25 protein-coding genes are annotated in these 13538 nt (G+C 68.3%); 2 read left to right on the top strand and 23 right to left on the bottom strand.

Going from position 1 to position 13538, the window contains the following annotated elements; genetic code table 11:
- Positions 1–2 precede the first annotated feature (2 nt).
- The gene (locus ACFQBR_RS04495; RefSeq protein WP_344175567.1) at positions 3–203 is read left to right on the top strand and encodes a hypothetical protein; all 201 of its coding nucleotides are present in this window, start codon (positions 3–5) and stop codon (positions 201–203) included.
- A gap of 212 nt (positions 204–415) precedes the next feature.
- On the opposite strand, the gene ACFQBR_RS04490 is transcribed toward ACFQBR_RS04495, so the two are convergent.
- From ACFQBR_RS04490 to ACFQBR_RS04400, 19 genes are all read right to left on the bottom strand, one after another.
- Positions 416–1216 (bottom strand): hypothetical protein, encoded by an 801-nt coding sequence (locus ACFQBR_RS04490; RefSeq protein ID WP_344175565.1) that lies wholly within the window; start codon positions 1214–1216, stop codon positions 416–418.
- 96 nt (positions 1217–1312) lie between these two features.
- Positions 1313–1993 carry a phage minor head protein gene (locus ACFQBR_RS04485; protein WP_344175563.1) on the bottom strand — a complete coding sequence of 227 codons (681 nt, stop codon included), beginning with the start codon at positions 1991–1993 and terminating at the stop codon, positions 1313–1315.
- A 48-nt stretch (positions 1994–2041) separates the two neighbouring features.
- A complete protein-coding gene (locus ACFQBR_RS04480) occupies positions 2042–2587 on the bottom strand; it encodes a hypothetical protein (RefSeq protein ID WP_344175561.1) in 546 nt (181 codons plus the stop codon).
- 44 nt (positions 2588–2631) lie between these two features.
- Positions 2632–2796: a hypothetical protein gene (locus tag ACFQBR_RS04475; protein WP_344175558.1), complete on the bottom strand. Its 165-nt coding sequence runs from the start codon at positions 2794–2796 to the stop codon at positions 2632–2634.
- 325 nt (positions 2797–3121) lie between these two features.
- Positions 3122–3592 carry a single-stranded DNA-binding protein gene (locus tag ACFQBR_RS04470; RefSeq protein WP_344175556.1) on the bottom strand — a complete coding sequence of 157 codons (471 nt, stop codon included), beginning with the start codon at positions 3590–3592 and terminating at the stop codon, positions 3122–3124.
- The gene (locus ACFQBR_RS04465) at positions 3592–3783 is read right to left on the bottom strand and encodes a hypothetical protein (protein ID WP_344175554.1); all 192 of its coding nucleotides are present in this window, start codon (positions 3781–3783) and stop codon (positions 3592–3594) included. Before ACFQBR_RS04465 ends, ACFQBR_RS04470 begins: the two co-directional genes overlap by 1 nt.
- A complete protein-coding gene (locus ACFQBR_RS04460; RefSeq protein WP_344175552.1) occupies positions 3783–4028 on the bottom strand; it encodes a hypothetical protein in 246 nt (81 codons plus the stop codon). The genes ACFQBR_RS04465 and ACFQBR_RS04460 overlap by 1 nt, the downstream gene beginning before the upstream one ends.
- Positions 4025–4429 (bottom strand): hypothetical protein, encoded by a 405-nt coding sequence (locus ACFQBR_RS04455; protein ID WP_344175550.1) that lies wholly within the window; start codon positions 4427–4429, stop codon positions 4025–4027. The genes ACFQBR_RS04460 and ACFQBR_RS04455 overlap by 4 nt, the downstream gene beginning before the upstream one ends.
- Positions 4430–4583: 154 nt before the next feature.
- Complete coding sequence (locus tag ACFQBR_RS04450) at positions 4584–5711, bottom strand: DNA cytosine methyltransferase (protein WP_344175547.1); 1128 nt, start codon at positions 5709–5711, stop codon at positions 4584–4586.
- A gap of 1 nt (position 5712) precedes the next feature.
- Positions 5713–6273 carry a WhiB family transcriptional regulator gene (locus ACFQBR_RS04445; protein WP_344175545.1) on the bottom strand — a complete coding sequence of 187 codons (561 nt, stop codon included), beginning with the start codon at positions 6271–6273 and terminating at the stop codon, positions 5713–5715.
- Positions 6270–6596 (bottom strand): hypothetical protein, encoded by a 327-nt coding sequence (locus ACFQBR_RS04440; protein ID WP_344175544.1) that lies wholly within the window; start codon positions 6594–6596, stop codon positions 6270–6272. Before ACFQBR_RS04440 ends, ACFQBR_RS04445 begins: the two co-directional genes overlap by 4 nt.
- The gene (locus tag ACFQBR_RS04435) at positions 6593–7297 is read right to left on the bottom strand and encodes a P-loop NTPase family protein (protein WP_344175543.1); all 705 of its coding nucleotides are present in this window, start codon (positions 7295–7297) and stop codon (positions 6593–6595) included. The genes ACFQBR_RS04440 and ACFQBR_RS04435 overlap by 4 nt, the downstream gene beginning before the upstream one ends.
- Positions 7294–8271, bottom strand: coding sequence for a hypothetical protein (locus ACFQBR_RS04430; protein ID WP_344175542.1), 978 nt, complete (start codon positions 8269–8271; stop codon positions 7294–7296). The genes ACFQBR_RS04435 and ACFQBR_RS04430 overlap by 4 nt, the downstream gene beginning before the upstream one ends.
- Before the next feature lie 25 nt (positions 8272–8296).
- A complete protein-coding gene (locus ACFQBR_RS04425) occupies positions 8297–9172 on the bottom strand; it encodes a GIY-YIG nuclease family protein (protein WP_344175540.1) in 876 nt (291 codons plus the stop codon).
- A 216-nt stretch (positions 9173–9388) separates the two neighbouring features.
- Positions 9389–9805, bottom strand: a complete 417-nt coding sequence (locus ACFQBR_RS04420) for a hypothetical protein (protein WP_344175538.1) — start codon at positions 9803–9805, stop codon at positions 9389–9391.
- 72 nt (positions 9806–9877) lie between these two features.
- Positions 9878–10177 (bottom strand): hypothetical protein, encoded by a 300-nt coding sequence (locus ACFQBR_RS04415; RefSeq protein ID WP_344175536.1) that lies wholly within the window; start codon positions 10175–10177, stop codon positions 9878–9880.
- 11 nt (positions 10178–10188) lie between these two features.
- Positions 10189–10743, bottom strand: coding sequence for a hypothetical protein (locus ACFQBR_RS04410; RefSeq protein ID WP_344175534.1), 555 nt, complete (start codon positions 10741–10743; stop codon positions 10189–10191).
- Entirely contained in the window at positions 10740–10919 is a 180-nt protein-coding gene (locus ACFQBR_RS04405; protein WP_344175532.1) for a hypothetical protein, read from the bottom strand. Before ACFQBR_RS04405 ends, ACFQBR_RS04410 begins: the two co-directional genes overlap by 4 nt.
- 36 nt (positions 10920–10955) lie before the next feature.
- Positions 10956–11144: a hypothetical protein gene (locus ACFQBR_RS04400; protein ID WP_344175530.1), complete on the bottom strand. Its 189-nt coding sequence runs from the start codon at positions 11142–11144 to the stop codon at positions 10956–10958.
- Between the two features lie 223 nt (positions 11145–11367).
- Here ACFQBR_RS04400 and ACFQBR_RS04395 point away from each other — a divergent pair, with 223 nt between their 5' ends.
- Entirely contained in the window at positions 11368–11598 is a 231-nt protein-coding gene (locus ACFQBR_RS04395; RefSeq protein WP_344175527.1) for a hypothetical protein, read from the top strand.
- A 49-nt stretch (positions 11599–11647) separates the two neighbouring features.
- Here the strand turns inward: ACFQBR_RS04395 and ACFQBR_RS04390 are convergent, their stop codons facing one another.
- From ACFQBR_RS04390 to ACFQBR_RS04375, 4 genes are all read right to left on the bottom strand, one after another.
- The gene (locus tag ACFQBR_RS04390; RefSeq protein WP_344175525.1) at positions 11648–11833 is read right to left on the bottom strand and encodes a hypothetical protein; all 186 of its coding nucleotides are present in this window, start codon (positions 11831–11833) and stop codon (positions 11648–11650) included.
- Complete coding sequence (locus ACFQBR_RS04385) at positions 11830–12138, bottom strand: hypothetical protein (protein ID WP_344175523.1); 309 nt, start codon at positions 12136–12138, stop codon at positions 11830–11832. The genes ACFQBR_RS04390 and ACFQBR_RS04385 overlap by 4 nt, the downstream gene beginning before the upstream one ends.
- A 283-nt stretch (positions 12139–12421) precedes the next feature.
- Positions 12422–13108, bottom strand: coding sequence for a WhiB family transcriptional regulator (locus ACFQBR_RS04380; RefSeq protein ID WP_344175521.1), 687 nt, complete (start codon positions 13106–13108; stop codon positions 12422–12424).
- Entirely contained in the window at positions 13105–13488 is a 384-nt protein-coding gene (locus tag ACFQBR_RS04375; RefSeq protein WP_344175519.1) for a hypothetical protein, read from the bottom strand. The genes ACFQBR_RS04380 and ACFQBR_RS04375 overlap by 4 nt, the downstream gene beginning before the upstream one ends.
- Positions 13489–13538 lie beyond the last annotated feature (50 nt).

Below are 13538 nucleotides of genomic sequence, written 5' to 3'. Positions count from 1 at the left end.
TCATGCGTCTTGAAGTGAAGGTCGTCGTAGCGGCGATCGCGTCCATCCTCACCCCGCTCGCCGCAGGCCTGCTCCCCGACGTGGACCTGTCCGCGCTCGACGCAGTCGTCGTCGGTGTCGTCAGCCTCGTGGTCACCTTCGCCGCCGGGTACCTCGCCCCCCACACATCCCGCCCTGACGTCGAGGCCAAGCGCGGCCTCTGACCCGTCGCCTCTAGGATCTGCCCCATGGCAGACGAAGAGTGCGCGCACCGGGAAACGAAGAAGGAACGCTCAGCAGGCATGGACACGGGAGATCGCATCTGCGTGTCCTGTGGAGCTGAGCTGACCCGAGAAGAAGCGCGCCGCGCACGCGAGTCCTGACGCGCCTCGCCCCCGTCCTCTTCGGAGGGCGGGGGCTTTCGTCATGCCCGGGGTCAGGCCGCTGCCGTCTTCTTCCGGTCGAGGAAGGCCATGATCTCCCCGAGCGGGAATCGCGCCGGCTTCGACCCGGGCACGGCGTGGATCTTCCCTTCCGCCGCAAGCTTGCGGACGTACCGGTCGGTGATCTGCCGCCCCAGCGCCCGACTGGCCATCGCCGCTTCCGCAGCGGTCACGAGCCGCTCCGGCGCCGCCGCAACTGCCCGCTTGACGGCCGCGTCCCGCCGCGCCTCCGGGTCCTCGATTTCACCCTCGCACCCTTCCACCCGGCACCACGCCTTCGTCGCCCCCGCGAGCCCGTACACCTTCCCGCCGCAGTCCGGGCAGGGTCCGGCGTAGATGCGCTCCGCCGGCCGGTCCACACACCGCCGAACCTCGCGGACGACGTACCGGATCTGGGTCACGCACTCGTCGCCCCACTCAGCGCTGCGGATGAGGACGCCCTGCCCGTGGAGCCACTGCGCCATCGCGGGGATGGTGTCCGCTGGGGCCTTCCCGCCGCTCTGGGCGAGGAGGACCCTGCACCACGTGGACAGCATGCTGTGCAGGTAGCGGCGCACGTCAGACGCCTTGTCATCGATCAACATGGGGATCTCGTCGCCCCCGCCGCGCCCGCCTCCACCGCCGCCGAAGCGGCTCTGTCGGGCGATCGCGATGTCGAGGTCGACGTCCAGGCCGTGCAGGTCCCCGGTCGCCCACAGGGCCCTCAGGTCCGCCATCATCGCGCCCACGCACGGTGAGCACACCACGCCGGAGTCCATCTCGGCGGAGCACAGGCGGCAAAGCAGGTACGTCATGGAATCTCCCCCGTGGTCGTACTATGTGACCACGGGGAAGAGCGATCTTCTCGGCAGTTGGAGAGGGCCTGCCATCGGGGGATGCGGGCCCTTTCCTCATGTCCGGGGAATCACCCTGCACCGACACGAAGGGTGAGTTGGAGGCAATCCCTCGAACCCTGCCCACAACTTGCGGGGAACGCCGGGCCTGCGAGGGTTGGCGAACTTCTCGCCGCTCGGGACCCTGCGCCCATTGAGTGCGCCGCACACCGCGCATGCCTTCCCGTCGCGCCGGGTGACCCATTCGAGGTCGAGTCCGAGCCAGCGCGCGTAGGAGTAGGTGGCGCTCGATGCCGCTTGGTGGATCTTGGTGATGGCGAGGATGCGCATCCGCCGCCGGAAACGGGCCAACTCCACGGCAGCGGGCGACACCGTGACGGGCGCGGTCGTCGTGTCGGGAGGCTCCCCCGCAATGGCTGAGTCGATGCGCCTCGCAACGTCCTCCACGACCGCCCTGACGTCCGCCTCAACGGTCGTAGGCAGGGGCTCCACAACGAGCTGACGCATCCGTGCCCGCCTGCCCGCCGCGCCCTGTAGGACGATCTGAGCGCCCACCGTGAACCCGCGCTGCGCCGCCGCTGACACCGCCCCCGTGAGCGCCGCGAGGACAGCGAGAACCGCCGCACCACTGAGCCCCGCCGCGACCGCAGCGGTGATGATCGCCTGGATCTCAGCGTCGGCCTGCGCCTCTGCGGCGTCGAGCTGCTGGGCGGGGGTGGTCTGCGTCGGCGTGGTCACCCTGACCTCCTTTGGTCTGCGGGGATGGTACCCCTGTTCGACCAGGTCTCATGACGCTCCGGATTCGCGCTCGTCCGCCTCCCTCGCCGCGTTGTGGGCCATGTGAAACTCCTCAACTTCTGGCATGGCAGCCTCAAGACGTTCGTAAAGGGTTGGCGGCCCCGGCAACGGTTGCCCGTGGAAAGCAGCGCCGACGACCTTGATGGCATGGTCCATCAGGGCAAGGTGGGCCGCATAAGGGTCCACCTTCACGTAGTGCGTGAAGGCGTCATCTTCGTAGCTCTCAGCCCACTCGATGGCCTTCACGCACTGCTCTTCGACTTCCTGAATTCGGCGCTTCTCACGGCGACTCTTGGACGAAGGAATCGTAGATAGGAGGTACCTGACCTCCTTGAACCGGCCGTACTCGCCGTGCTCGAATGGCCGGTTCTGTTCTTCGTGAAGAACGCGAAGAAGCTTCTCGTAGTGGACCTGACGGTCACGTTCGACCTGGAGGCGGTGGGCCCGGTTGGCTTGGAGAACGGTCGCTCCCCAGCCGATGGTGGCTCCGAGGAGGACGCCCGAGAGCTGGGTGAAGACTTCGAGGGGTTCCATGCTTCATCTTCTCGCGAGTGGGGCGGGGACGGGCCGCCCCTTCGTCACTCCGTTTCCTCCATGACCTTCACCGCGACCTCCGCCAGCCGCTCAGCGTCGTCCCGCAGTGCCGCGTAGTCCCCGGTGAGCGACCATCCTTCGGGGGTGACGTCGTGGAGGCGACACAGTTCGGCGTGCAGGGCGGCAGTGAGTCGGTCGAGGGTGTCCATCAGGTCTCCTTTCCTTGGTACGGCTAGGGGCGCTACGCTCTCCCGCGAAGCTCTCTGTGAGTTTTCAATCAGCGCGGCGGCGGGCTTGCCACTTAGGGTCCTACGGGACCTGGCCCGCCGCTTGTGCTTTCCCGACAGTCAGGACACAGGTCCCGACCGCGCTTCTGCTTCGAGGTGGGTGCCCGCCACCCGTCCTTCCGGGCGAGATGGCGGGCGTCCGATGCGGTGCGCGGGGTGAGCCGGGAACGGTGGTCGGTGCCGCAGGAAGCGCACACGACCGCGTACATCCGACCCACCCCGTCTAAGCCACGCAGAGCGGTCATCGCTAGAACGGCGCTTCCTCGCTGAAGCCCGGCCGGCCGCCCTGACCCCACGGGTCGGCCTGCTGCTGGCCACCGGAGAACCCGCCCTGCTGGCCGTAGGCCCCGTTCGCCGCGGACCCGCCGACGGACTGCTGCTGGCGGGGTGCCGAGATCTTCGGACCGATCGCGTCCAACTTCATCTCGATCGCCGACCGCTTCTGCCCCTCCTGCTCCCACGAGCGGGTACGCAGACGACCCGACACGATCACCTCCTGCCCCTTGGACAGGTTCGCGTCCGCGATGGCCTGAGCCTGGTCACCGAACGCGGTCGTGGTGATGAACAGCTCGTCGGTCTTCTCCCACTGGCCAGCGTCGTTCTTCCGGTTCGCGTTCGCGGCGAGACGCAGGCGAACCATGGGCTTGCCGTCGTCGAGGAACTTCGTTTCGGGGTCGGCGGCGAGGCGGTACGTGTGCGTGATGCTCGGAAGGGACATCAGTTCTCCTTGGTGTGTCGGGTGCATCGGGGGCAGGTCACGGTCGTGCCTGCGGGTAGCGGCGGCATGGTGGCTTCGTTGAGCGGGATCCGGCAGACGGTGCGGGTGCGCCGGGTCGCGTATCCCCGGTCGGGGTCTTCGCGGGCGGGGGCGAGGCGGTGGGTGTGGTCGCCGTGACGGACAACGGCCATCACGCCTCCTCGTCGAGTTCGTTGAGCCGCTGCGAGCACTCCCAGGTGTCGCACATGTCCAGCTCGACGCCGTGCTCGCACGGGGCGGCGGCGAGGACCTGTACTGCGATGTACGGCCACGCACGCCGGATGGTCTGCTCCAGCTGCCACCGCTGGAACTCCACGGCCACGCTGCGGGGCTGTTCGCTGTCCGGGGCGACGATCGCGGCCATCACAGCGGCGACCTGAACGTCAGTGGGGGTCATCGGGGGTCCTTCGAGGTCAGGGCGAGCGCGATGTCGGTGAGGTGCGCGGTGCCGCACATCCCGCACCGGTCGAGGGCGACGGTTTCCCGGTCGGACGGGTCGAGATCGGCGGCGCAGGAGAGCATCGCCGCGATCTCCTTCGCGACGGCGGGGTGCCACAGGGCGACGTGGGTCGCGTTCGCCCACGCGTTGGTCTTCTCATCCCACGGCCTGTGAGAGAACGTCGGCAGCCACGCCACGAGCCCGGTGTCGGCCAGCCCCGCGCGCTTGGTGAGGATCGTCGCGGTGTGACCGCCCATGTCCAGGTGGGTGTCATGCGGCTTCCACGGGCCGTCGGTGGCGGCGTTCGCGGTCTCGCGCACCTTCGCGGCGGCTTCTCGTAGGAGGTCGGTGTCGGACATGTCCCCTCCCGGGGCTGTGGTGAGCGTCAGACGCTCAGGAATCTTGAGTGTGACTCGGGGTGCTGACAGTCCATCTGAGCCGTCAGCGTGCATTGTGCGGGCGTATGAGAGGATCGGGGGCGTGCCCCGCCAGGTAGAGACTGGCGGGGCGCACCTATGCGGCCACTTCGGCGGTCACGCGCTCCAGGAGGAGACGCAACGCCATCTCGCCCTGCTTCGGGACGACGCCGTTGCCCAGGGCGTGAAGCTGCTCCGCTCGGGTCAGACCGATCTCCGGGGCAGTGACGTGGTCGGCCGGAAGTCCCATCACCCACTCCACGAAGCGGGGGCTGAGCTGTGCCCGACCGCCCTTGCCCGTCGGGTCCGTGGGTGCCGGGACCTGCCGACCCATGGTCGGTTCCCACCGGGCTATCGCGGCGGCGTACTGGGCGAAGTGCTCCGGCTGGACAGCGGCCGGCAGCGCCAGGTCGCCCTTACTGCCCCTCTGATTCGGGCCGCCGTGGGCTCCGCCGGAAGCGCGCGGCGTCGGCAGGAGTGACAGGTCCTCAATCACGTTGGGGAGCTGGTCGTCGTACCCGCGCCCCTTCGAGTCGCGCGCCCTGGGCGTGGGCAGCAGGTGCTCGACCACATCCGCGAGGCTGACAGAGTGTCCGCCGGCACGGCGCTTCGCCGGGTCCTGCGACCCGCCGCGGCTGCCCTGGTAGGCGTCCGGCGTCGGCAAGAGCGTCACACCGCCGGGAACAACGCCTCCTGGCCCTCCAGCGTCGGCGGGGCGGCGGGGGAAGTACGGGCGCTCGCCCTTCGGCCACGCGATGACGAACAGCCGCTCGCGGCGGTGCGGGGCGCCGACGTCCGATGCTCGAACACAAACCCAGCTCGCATCGAACCCGATGCGGGCAAGGTCGGCGAGGACGGAGTCGAATCCTCGTCGAAGGTGACCTCGCACGTTCTCAAGGACGACGAGGCGGGGTCGTAGTACGCAGATGGCATCGCAGATGTGGGGCCAGATGTGGCGCTCATCTTCGATTCCTTTCCGGAGTCCGGCCTGGGAGAACGGCTGGCAGGGGTAGCCGCCGGTGAAAACGTCGACCTGGGGGACTGTGGACCACGCGAGGGCGGTGATGTCGCCGAGGTTGGGCACGTCGGGGTGGTGGTGCTTGAGGATCTTGGTGGCGCCCGGGTCGGGGTCGGCGACCCACGCCAGGTCACCGCCGAGGACGGACTGCACGGCCTGGTCGAGACCGCCGTAGCCGGAGCAGAGGGAGCCGATCGTCAGGGTCATCTCACGCACCGCCCCAGTTCGTCCCGGCCATGTCCACGATCCCCAGCTCTCCCGCGAAGGCCACCAACAGCGCCGCACGGTGCTCAGCAGGCAGACCCCGCAGCACGTGCTTCACCCCGGCCCGGTCCCCATCAGCGACCGCGGAACGCAGCGCCGAACCGAAGCACCGCACCGACTCGGCGACGAACCGCCGCTCCCCCAACGCCTTGACCGCGGCCTGGTCCTGCACCATGTGCCGAGCCGCCTGCCTCCTGGCCGGGTCCGCGGACTCGCCCACGTGCCCGTCCCACAGGTCCCGGTACGCGGAGGCGACCTTCGGCTTGGACACCCTCACTCGGGCCCGGTCGCGTACCGCGGCGATGTGCGCACGCTCCTCGGTGGTCGTACCTCCCGCGATCTGCCCGTAGGCGCCCGCGGGGTCCGCGAGCGCGGCGTCGAGGCACGCTTCGGCGAGTGGGCAGTGGCGGCACACGGCCAGTGCCTTCCGGCGGCCGGTGGCGGTCGTGGGCCGGAACATCGCCGGGTCGAGGCCGCTGCATCCGGCGCGCTCGTCGGTGATCACGCTGCCTCCTGGGCCTGGTGAGCGGCAGAAGCCCGGGACAGGGCCTCTTCGTAGATCTCCACCAGCGCTAGGCGGCGCGGGGAGCGGTTGGGGAGCTGCTGCCACATCTCCGGGGGGATGTAGCCCGTCCACCGGGACGGGTCGCTGTAGCCCAGGGGGGCCTCGCACAGCCGTGCGGCCAGGTCCGGGTGCGCCAGGACCGCGCGGCGGCGTTCCGCGTTCGTGGTCACGTCGATCTCCGCGCCGTGGCGCATCGCCCGCACCGCCAACTCCTGCATGAGCTTGATGTCGCCGGCCACACCCGGCTCGCTGCGGCCCCTCACGCCGCACCACCGAGGCGACGGTCGATGCCCTTCAGGGCAATCGGCTCGGCCATCTCCGTGATCCGGGAAGCGACACGGTCGCCGAGCTTCCTGCCCAGGTCATCAGGAAGCACGTTCGTGGTGACGATCGTGGGCAGCTGATGCTCGTAGCGGAAGTTGATGAGCCGGTAGTTGACCTCCTCCACCCACTCGGAGGTCTTCGCGGCCCCCAGGTCGTCGATGAACGCCAACGGGGCGTTGGCGTACCGCTCGAACACGGCCTCACTGTCGACTCCGGGGCGGGGCCGCATCTTGGCGTAGATGTCAGTGATGGACGCAGCGACCGGAGCGCACCCCACCCCGATGATCGACAGACGCCGCAGCGCCCCGAAAGCCTGGTAGGTCTTACCGACACCCGTCTGGCCCTTCAGGAACACCGACGGCCCCCGACCCAGGTACGGCACCCGGGAGAACTTGTTGGGCTTAGAGCCCTTCACCAGGGCATCCACCCACGCCAGGAGACGCTCGTCGGTGACGTCGGCTCGCCGGTACAAGGGCGGGATCAGGCTGTTCGTCGTCTCGATGATCGCGGCGGTGTCCCGGATCGCAGTGAAGCTGTCGCCGCCCTGACCGTCGATGGCGTCGAAGTCGGGGATGGCGGGGGTGATGTGAGGGAACGCGGCGCGCGCCCGGCTGATGAGGTCCTTGGTCTTCTCGGTCACAGCAGTCCTCCTTCGTAAGCGTCCTGGTCGATGGGGTTGCGGTACGGCTGGTAGCCGCCAGACACTGCGCGGAGGTGACGGCCGCCATTGGCCTGACTCATGTCACGCATGTGCCAGGACCCGTCCCAGCAGCCGTCGTTGAGCCAGTTGGAGGCCTTGGTGATGAACTGGCGCTCCTCGGGGGTGGCTCCGTCCCACATCTGGGCGTACAGGTGGGCGCCCGCGATGATCTGGCGAGGGTCCGCGCCGGCGTCGACGGCTTTGGCGAAGGCGTTCACGGCGGTGGGCTTGTGGGTGCTCTTGGGGTAGGCGTCCCAGAACTCGATGAAGAAGGGGTCGTTCTCCTTCTCGGCCTTCGTCTTCTTCTTCGCCTTGGTCTCCCGCTTGGCGCGCCCGTTGTCGATGGCGTTTCCGAAGAGGTCGGTGACTTCGCCAGTACTAGAAGAAGTACGTAGTACTTCTTCTTTCTTGGGGTTGGGGTTGGGAGGGGGCGTTACGCCCCCGTTAGTCACACCGTTACGGTCGGCGTTACTCTCCCCGTTCTTCCGGCCCTGCTTTTCGGCAGCCCTTCGGTCCCTCCATGCCTTCTGACGTGCGGCGTTGCTCTCACGCCCGGCCTCGATCTGCTCCTTGGACGCCTGGTAGTCGAGGTAGTCGTGGATGCGGTACCCGTCTTCCTCGGCGTGCCAAAGGCCAGCGTCAACGAGCGACTGCACTGCTGAGCGCGTGACTGCGGGTGTTAGGTCGTCGTTATGTAGCGTGTTAGTCACACCGTTACGGTCGGCGTTACGCACGGCCTCCACCGCGTCCTCGAAGTCGAGCATCCGAAGCGCCGTCTTGCGCGGGATGAACCCGTCGGTGAGGTTCCTGTTCGACCAGGCGAGCCCGGCGGCGAAAAGGGCGATGCCGAGGCTTCCGGCCTTGTCGAACTTGGGGTGATCGTAGAAGTCGTCGCTCAGACGGACCCACGCCATAGGTGTCTCCCCCGGTAGTAGTTGGTCAATGGGCAGTGCTGGCGAACTCGCGCCACCGGTACTCGGTGGTCGGTGCCTGCTCAGGTGTCCAGGTGCCAAGCAGCCACCCGACGGCGGACTCGATCACCTCACGGCAGTCGGCTGGGAGAGGGAAGATCGCATCCATGCCGGACCTGCCCTGAGCCCATTCGAGGCACTTCTGCCCCTGCGGGGAGGACGCCAGGAAGTCGCTCAGGGCTTCGAGGTCGCGCTGCTCGGTGGACATGAACTCTTGGGCGAGCCGGTACGCACGGACGGTGATCTCGTGGGCATGAGCGCGGGCCATCTCCAGCTCGGAGCGGGCCTTCGAAGTGAACTGCTCAACCTCGGAGGGGATGAAAGAGGCCAGGTAGACGTTGGCGTCATTCAGGTCTTCGAGGCCCTGTGCATGCAGGCGACCGGGGAAAGCAGGGAGGTGATCAGCAACTGTGGATCCCTCAACCCACCCGAACGATTCGGACGCGTCCACGATCTCGGAGTAGCTGTAGCCCTGGGCGATAGCTACACCGACCTGGTCGGCGAGGTCTTTGTAGAACTCACGCGAGGTCTCCCGCTGCGAAGCCGCGGCGATGGCCGCTCCCATGTGGACGTGGTCCTCGTAGGTGAACTCGTCCTCGTCGGTGACGCGGGTCCGCTTGTCACGGACGTTGTGCTCGGGGTTCTCGATGCGGATGGCGCGTTTCTCGGCGGCGAGGACGCTGTCGCGGTTGTCGTACCAGTCGACGGAGATGCCACGGATGTCGGTCCACCAGTGCTTTGCCTTGGCGTGTTCGGTGAAGCGCCGGCCTGGGTCGTTGGTGATGCCGGTGTAGAGGAGCTGTCCGCGGTCGTTGTAGAAGCGGTAGAGCGCGTGGCTGTCCACGGGGCCCTCCTGAGGGGGGTCGGTCTCGGCGGTTCTGGTGCCCGGCCGCGCCTTGCACGCGGTGTCCGGCTGGGTCCGGTCGGGCTGGGTGCTACTTCTCGTGGTCGCAGCGCAGGCAGATGCCGTCGCCGTCGAAGACGTGGCCGTCTTCGCAGTCGCCGTCCCAGTCGATGAGGTCGATCTGGTGGGGCCGGTTGTCGGTGCTCACGGTGTCTCCTAGGCGTCGGTGTCGGCGGTGAGGGGCGTGCGGGCTTCCGCGTGTATCGCGGCGGCGTTTCGGAGGGCCGCCACACCGTCGGGCAGTAGCGGCAGCTTGCGGATCGCGTCCGCCATCTCAGCGTTCTCCGTGGAGAGGTCGTGGTAGGCGGTCTCGGCGGCCCGCTCGCGCATGGTCTCGGCGGCGATGGACTCCCGGATGCGGATGGTGCGCTCGGAGCCCTGGATGCTGACGACCACGTGCCCGGTGTCACCGGCGGCGGCGAGGATCGCGCGGGCCAGCTCGACGGCGTTTTGGCCGGTGGGGGCGGTGATCCCGACCGAATGGCCGCTGAGGGCGTCGTAGGCGGTGTAGGTGCCATGCCCGACGCGGAGCGCGTCGCCGTCGTCGTCGGTGTAGGTGTGTGGGAGGGCCATGGTGTTCTCCTTGAAGTTCGGTACGGTGGGCGTGGGCCCCGGGTGCTTTTCCCATCCGGGGCCTCACGCGTGTCAGGTGGTGGCGAGCAGGCGGCTTGCCGCGTGGCACCTGCCGCAGTACTCCTCACGGACCCCGGTGGACGGGTCGGTCCCCCCTGGCCACCAGTCGTGGCCGTTGCGCTCGCACTCGCGGATGTCGGTGCAGTCGCGGCAGAGCAGGACCTTGCCGTCGAAGGTCCACTCGTCCTCGGCGCACAAACGCTCGACGGCCTCTTCCTCGGTGTCGAAGTGGGGTGTGAACTCCCCGTCGAAGGGCTTGCAGTCGGGGGTGTCACAGGTGGCGACGTAGCACTCGACCCTTTTGATGGCCATGGCGTTCCTCCTCAGGCGTTGTGTCCGGCCAGGGCGGCCTGCTTGGCCACGCACACCGGGCACATGCGGTCGGTGCCGTCCGCATTGGTCGGCCCGTCGGAGATGAGCATGAGCGGGGTCGTCCCGCACAGCGCCACCGTCGGGTCGTCGACACGGGGCTCGTGGATGTAGCCACCGGGGGGCTGGCTGGCCCCGGGCGTCCACCACCCCTCGAAGCCGTCGGGAAGCTCGCCCGTGGCGTGGAACCGCCGGAGGATGTCCTCGTGCGAGTCGAGGCCGGCGCCCCGGTGCCACATCCGGGTGCCGTCGTAGGAGGCTGAGCGGCGGCGTTCCATCGGCTGGGTGTACTGGCCCATCCACTCGGTGGCGGAGTTGGCCCGCTGCTCCTGGTGCCCGCGCAGCTCCCCGAGGTAGACGGTGCGGACTCCGTCGCGCTCGCGGGTCCACAGGACGGTGGCCACGGTCAGCCAGACGGATCCGCCACCCTTCAGGCGGGTCTGGATCTGGTAGTTGAGCTGGGCCTTGACGGCCAGCGACTTGCTGGTGCGGTGGGTGGTGCGCTTCATCGGGTCTCCACTTCGTGCTGCGGGTTGAGGACGTAGGTGCCGGGTGCGCCGGAGGGGACGTAGAACCCGAAGGCGGTCACGGTGCGGCGGAGTCCGCGCTTGCGGATCGCGGTGATGCGGAAGGCGTGGCCTTCGTGGAGGAGGATGTGGCCCTTGCGGAGGCGGGAGGCTTTCACGGGTGTCCTTGGTGTTGGTCAAGCGCAAGTGGGCGGTCAGGCGACCTTGCGGCCGTCCTCCCAGATCTCCGCGATGCGGCCCTCGGCGTCGTGGACGGTGAGCTTGCGACCCCAGCTGCCGGCGCCGCGGAGCTTGTCGCGGGCGTCGTCGAGGCTGCGGGCGCGGTCGTTCTCTTCCTGCCTGCGGTTGTCCCAGATGGACCAGGGGCGGGTGTCGCGGGCCATTTGAACTCCTTGATTCGGGGGTTTACTAGCAGCGCTCTTTTGTGTTTCCGCAGGTCAGAGAATTATTTAAAGGTGCTAGTAAAGTAAAGTCTTCTCACAGCCTCACGCCGAGCGTTAAACCACTTGGCCAACTGCGTTGACATGACTGTATGCCAACTCACTTGGCAATGTCAAGTCACTTGGCGTATTGGCTTGGCCAACGTGGTGTGGCAAGCTAGTTGTCATGAACACGCCCATCGACCAGATGACCGACGACCAGAAGATCCGCGAGCTCAGCGAGATCACCGAGCTGGAGAAGCGGCAGCGAGCCCGCAAGCTCCTCCTTGTGCGCAGCGCGTTCCCTGAGACCCGAGGCGAGCCGCAGGTGCGCGGCCGGCTCACCGAGGTCGCCAAGGCCGTTGGCTGGACCCGGGAGCACGTGGCGAACATCCGCGACGGCAAGGTCACCGAGTAGCCCGACCTGCACTCATCAGCCCGCCGCTGTGCGGGCTTTTCGGCGTGCCTCATGGCCACTGCCCGTCGGTAGGCGCGTGGCGGACGAGGGTCGCGGCGTAGTCCTGGCCGTGCTCGTCGAGCATGATCGCGAGCTCGACGGCGAAGCGCTCCCGCACCTGCTGGTCGTGCTCGGCGTCGGGGTCGTACTGGCTGGTGGTCGCGGGGGCGCGGAACGGGTCGTAGGAGTGGCTCATGCCGTCCTCCCCTGCCACACCCGGACCGGGTGCCCGTGCGTGCGCGGGTCCGTGGAGGGGACGTAGTCGACCGGGCGGATCAGGCCCCGTCTCGCTGCCTCTCGGAAACGCCCGCCGATTGCCGCGGGGCGCAGGCCCTCGGGGAGCTGGGATCGGATCGAGTTCGCTGAGAAGCGTTCCCCCGTCGCCGCGCACTGGGCGATGAGCCGGTCGAGCAGCTCGACAGCGGACGGCGCTGACGCAGCGGTCGCCCGCGCCATGCCCTCCTCGGCGAGAGCGTCCGCAATGGTGAGCTGAGAAGTCATGGGAAAACCTCCTGGCATAGCGAATAGACCCACAAGACGAGTTCCTTTTCTGGGGGCCGTTGACGTCCTCGGCGCTTCCTCTTCTACAGGCCCGTGACCAGGTATGTTCGGGAAGGTCGGACGGGTTCTCGGTCGCGATCCACGGTTCCGCTGGCAGGAATCTTTCTGTGGGTCGGAATGGGTGACGCGGGTTACCTCGCGGTCTTTCCGGTGCACGATTCCTCCTCGGGGCGTGGGGCCCGCCGTGTCCATGGCGATCCGAGGGCACGGCGGGCGGTCTGGGTCAGGCGGCGGCAGCGGTCTCACGGGGGCGAGCAGCCGGGTCGTCCATGTCCACACCGACCCAGGCAGGCGGCCCGTCCCAGCCCTGCTTCGCCGCGTTACGCATCGTCAGAGCGGACTGAACCCCCGGAGGAGTGCGCACCAGGCGCGGATACTCGCGAGCCAGCGCGTCCGCGACCTCCACCGACACCGACGCCATACGCGCCCCGCCCGTGCGCAGGTCGTTCAGGTACGACGAGGACGCCCCAATCACCGCCCCGATCGCCTTCGGGCTGTGTCCGATCACCGCGAGAGCCTGGAGACGACGCATCGTCCCGACCACATCGACCCGCTCAGTCGAGAGGCGCTGCGGCTTCTTCGGCTTCGGCGCCGGCGCTTCCTCTACGGCGAGCTTGTCCCTGCCCTTCCGCGCCGTCCGACGCCGGTCGGCGGTCATCCCTCCTTGGACGCCCCACTGGCGGGCGCCCTGGGAGAGGGCGGCTTCGAGGCACTCGCTGACCACGATGCAGCTGCGGCAGATGGAGAGTGCTTCCTGCTCGCGCTTTTCCCGGTCGGCCTGCTTCTCGTGGTCGGGGCCGAAGAACAGCTCCAGCTCTTCGCCCTTGCAGGCGGCTTTGGTGGCCCATGCGGTGATGGGCGTGTCGAGGACGAGGGGGCTTCCGGTGCGCTCGATGGTCGTCTTCCTCACCGGGCCACCTCCTTCACGATCAGGTCGATACGAGTGCCCGACGGGTCTTTCTCTCCGGCACGGAAGGCCACGGAGACGAGTCGCGATGAGTCGTCGTCAGCGATGAGCTGGGCGTCGACGATGCCGTCGATCGCGGCCTTCACGGTCGGCTGCAAGTTGTGGGGGTCGAAGCGGCGGTTGGTCTTGGGGTGGATGACGGCGGTGATCTCGACAGCGTTCATGGGGGGCTGCCGGAGGGCTTTGGTGGCCCATGCGGCGGCGTCGCGGATGGCTTTGGTCTTGCGGGCCTTCGTGGCCCAGTGCAACCTCTGGTTCGAGTTGAGGTAGGGCATGGCGGGGAGGGCGACGGTGACGGTGCGGCCCGTCTGCGTGGCGTCCATGTGCGCTCCTGCGTGTGGGGTGGGCGGCCCCGCGCCCCCGCGACGGGGCC

Origin of the sequence: Nocardiopsis tropica, from assembly GCF_042660575.1 — a bacterium.
In the GTDB taxonomy this organism is placed as follows: Bacteria; Actinomycetota; Actinomycetes; order Streptosporangiales; family Streptosporangiaceae; genus Nocardiopsis; species Nocardiopsis tropica.
Note: the sequence above shows the minus strand (reverse complement) of the source record. Positions and strands in the feature narration are given on the sequence as shown.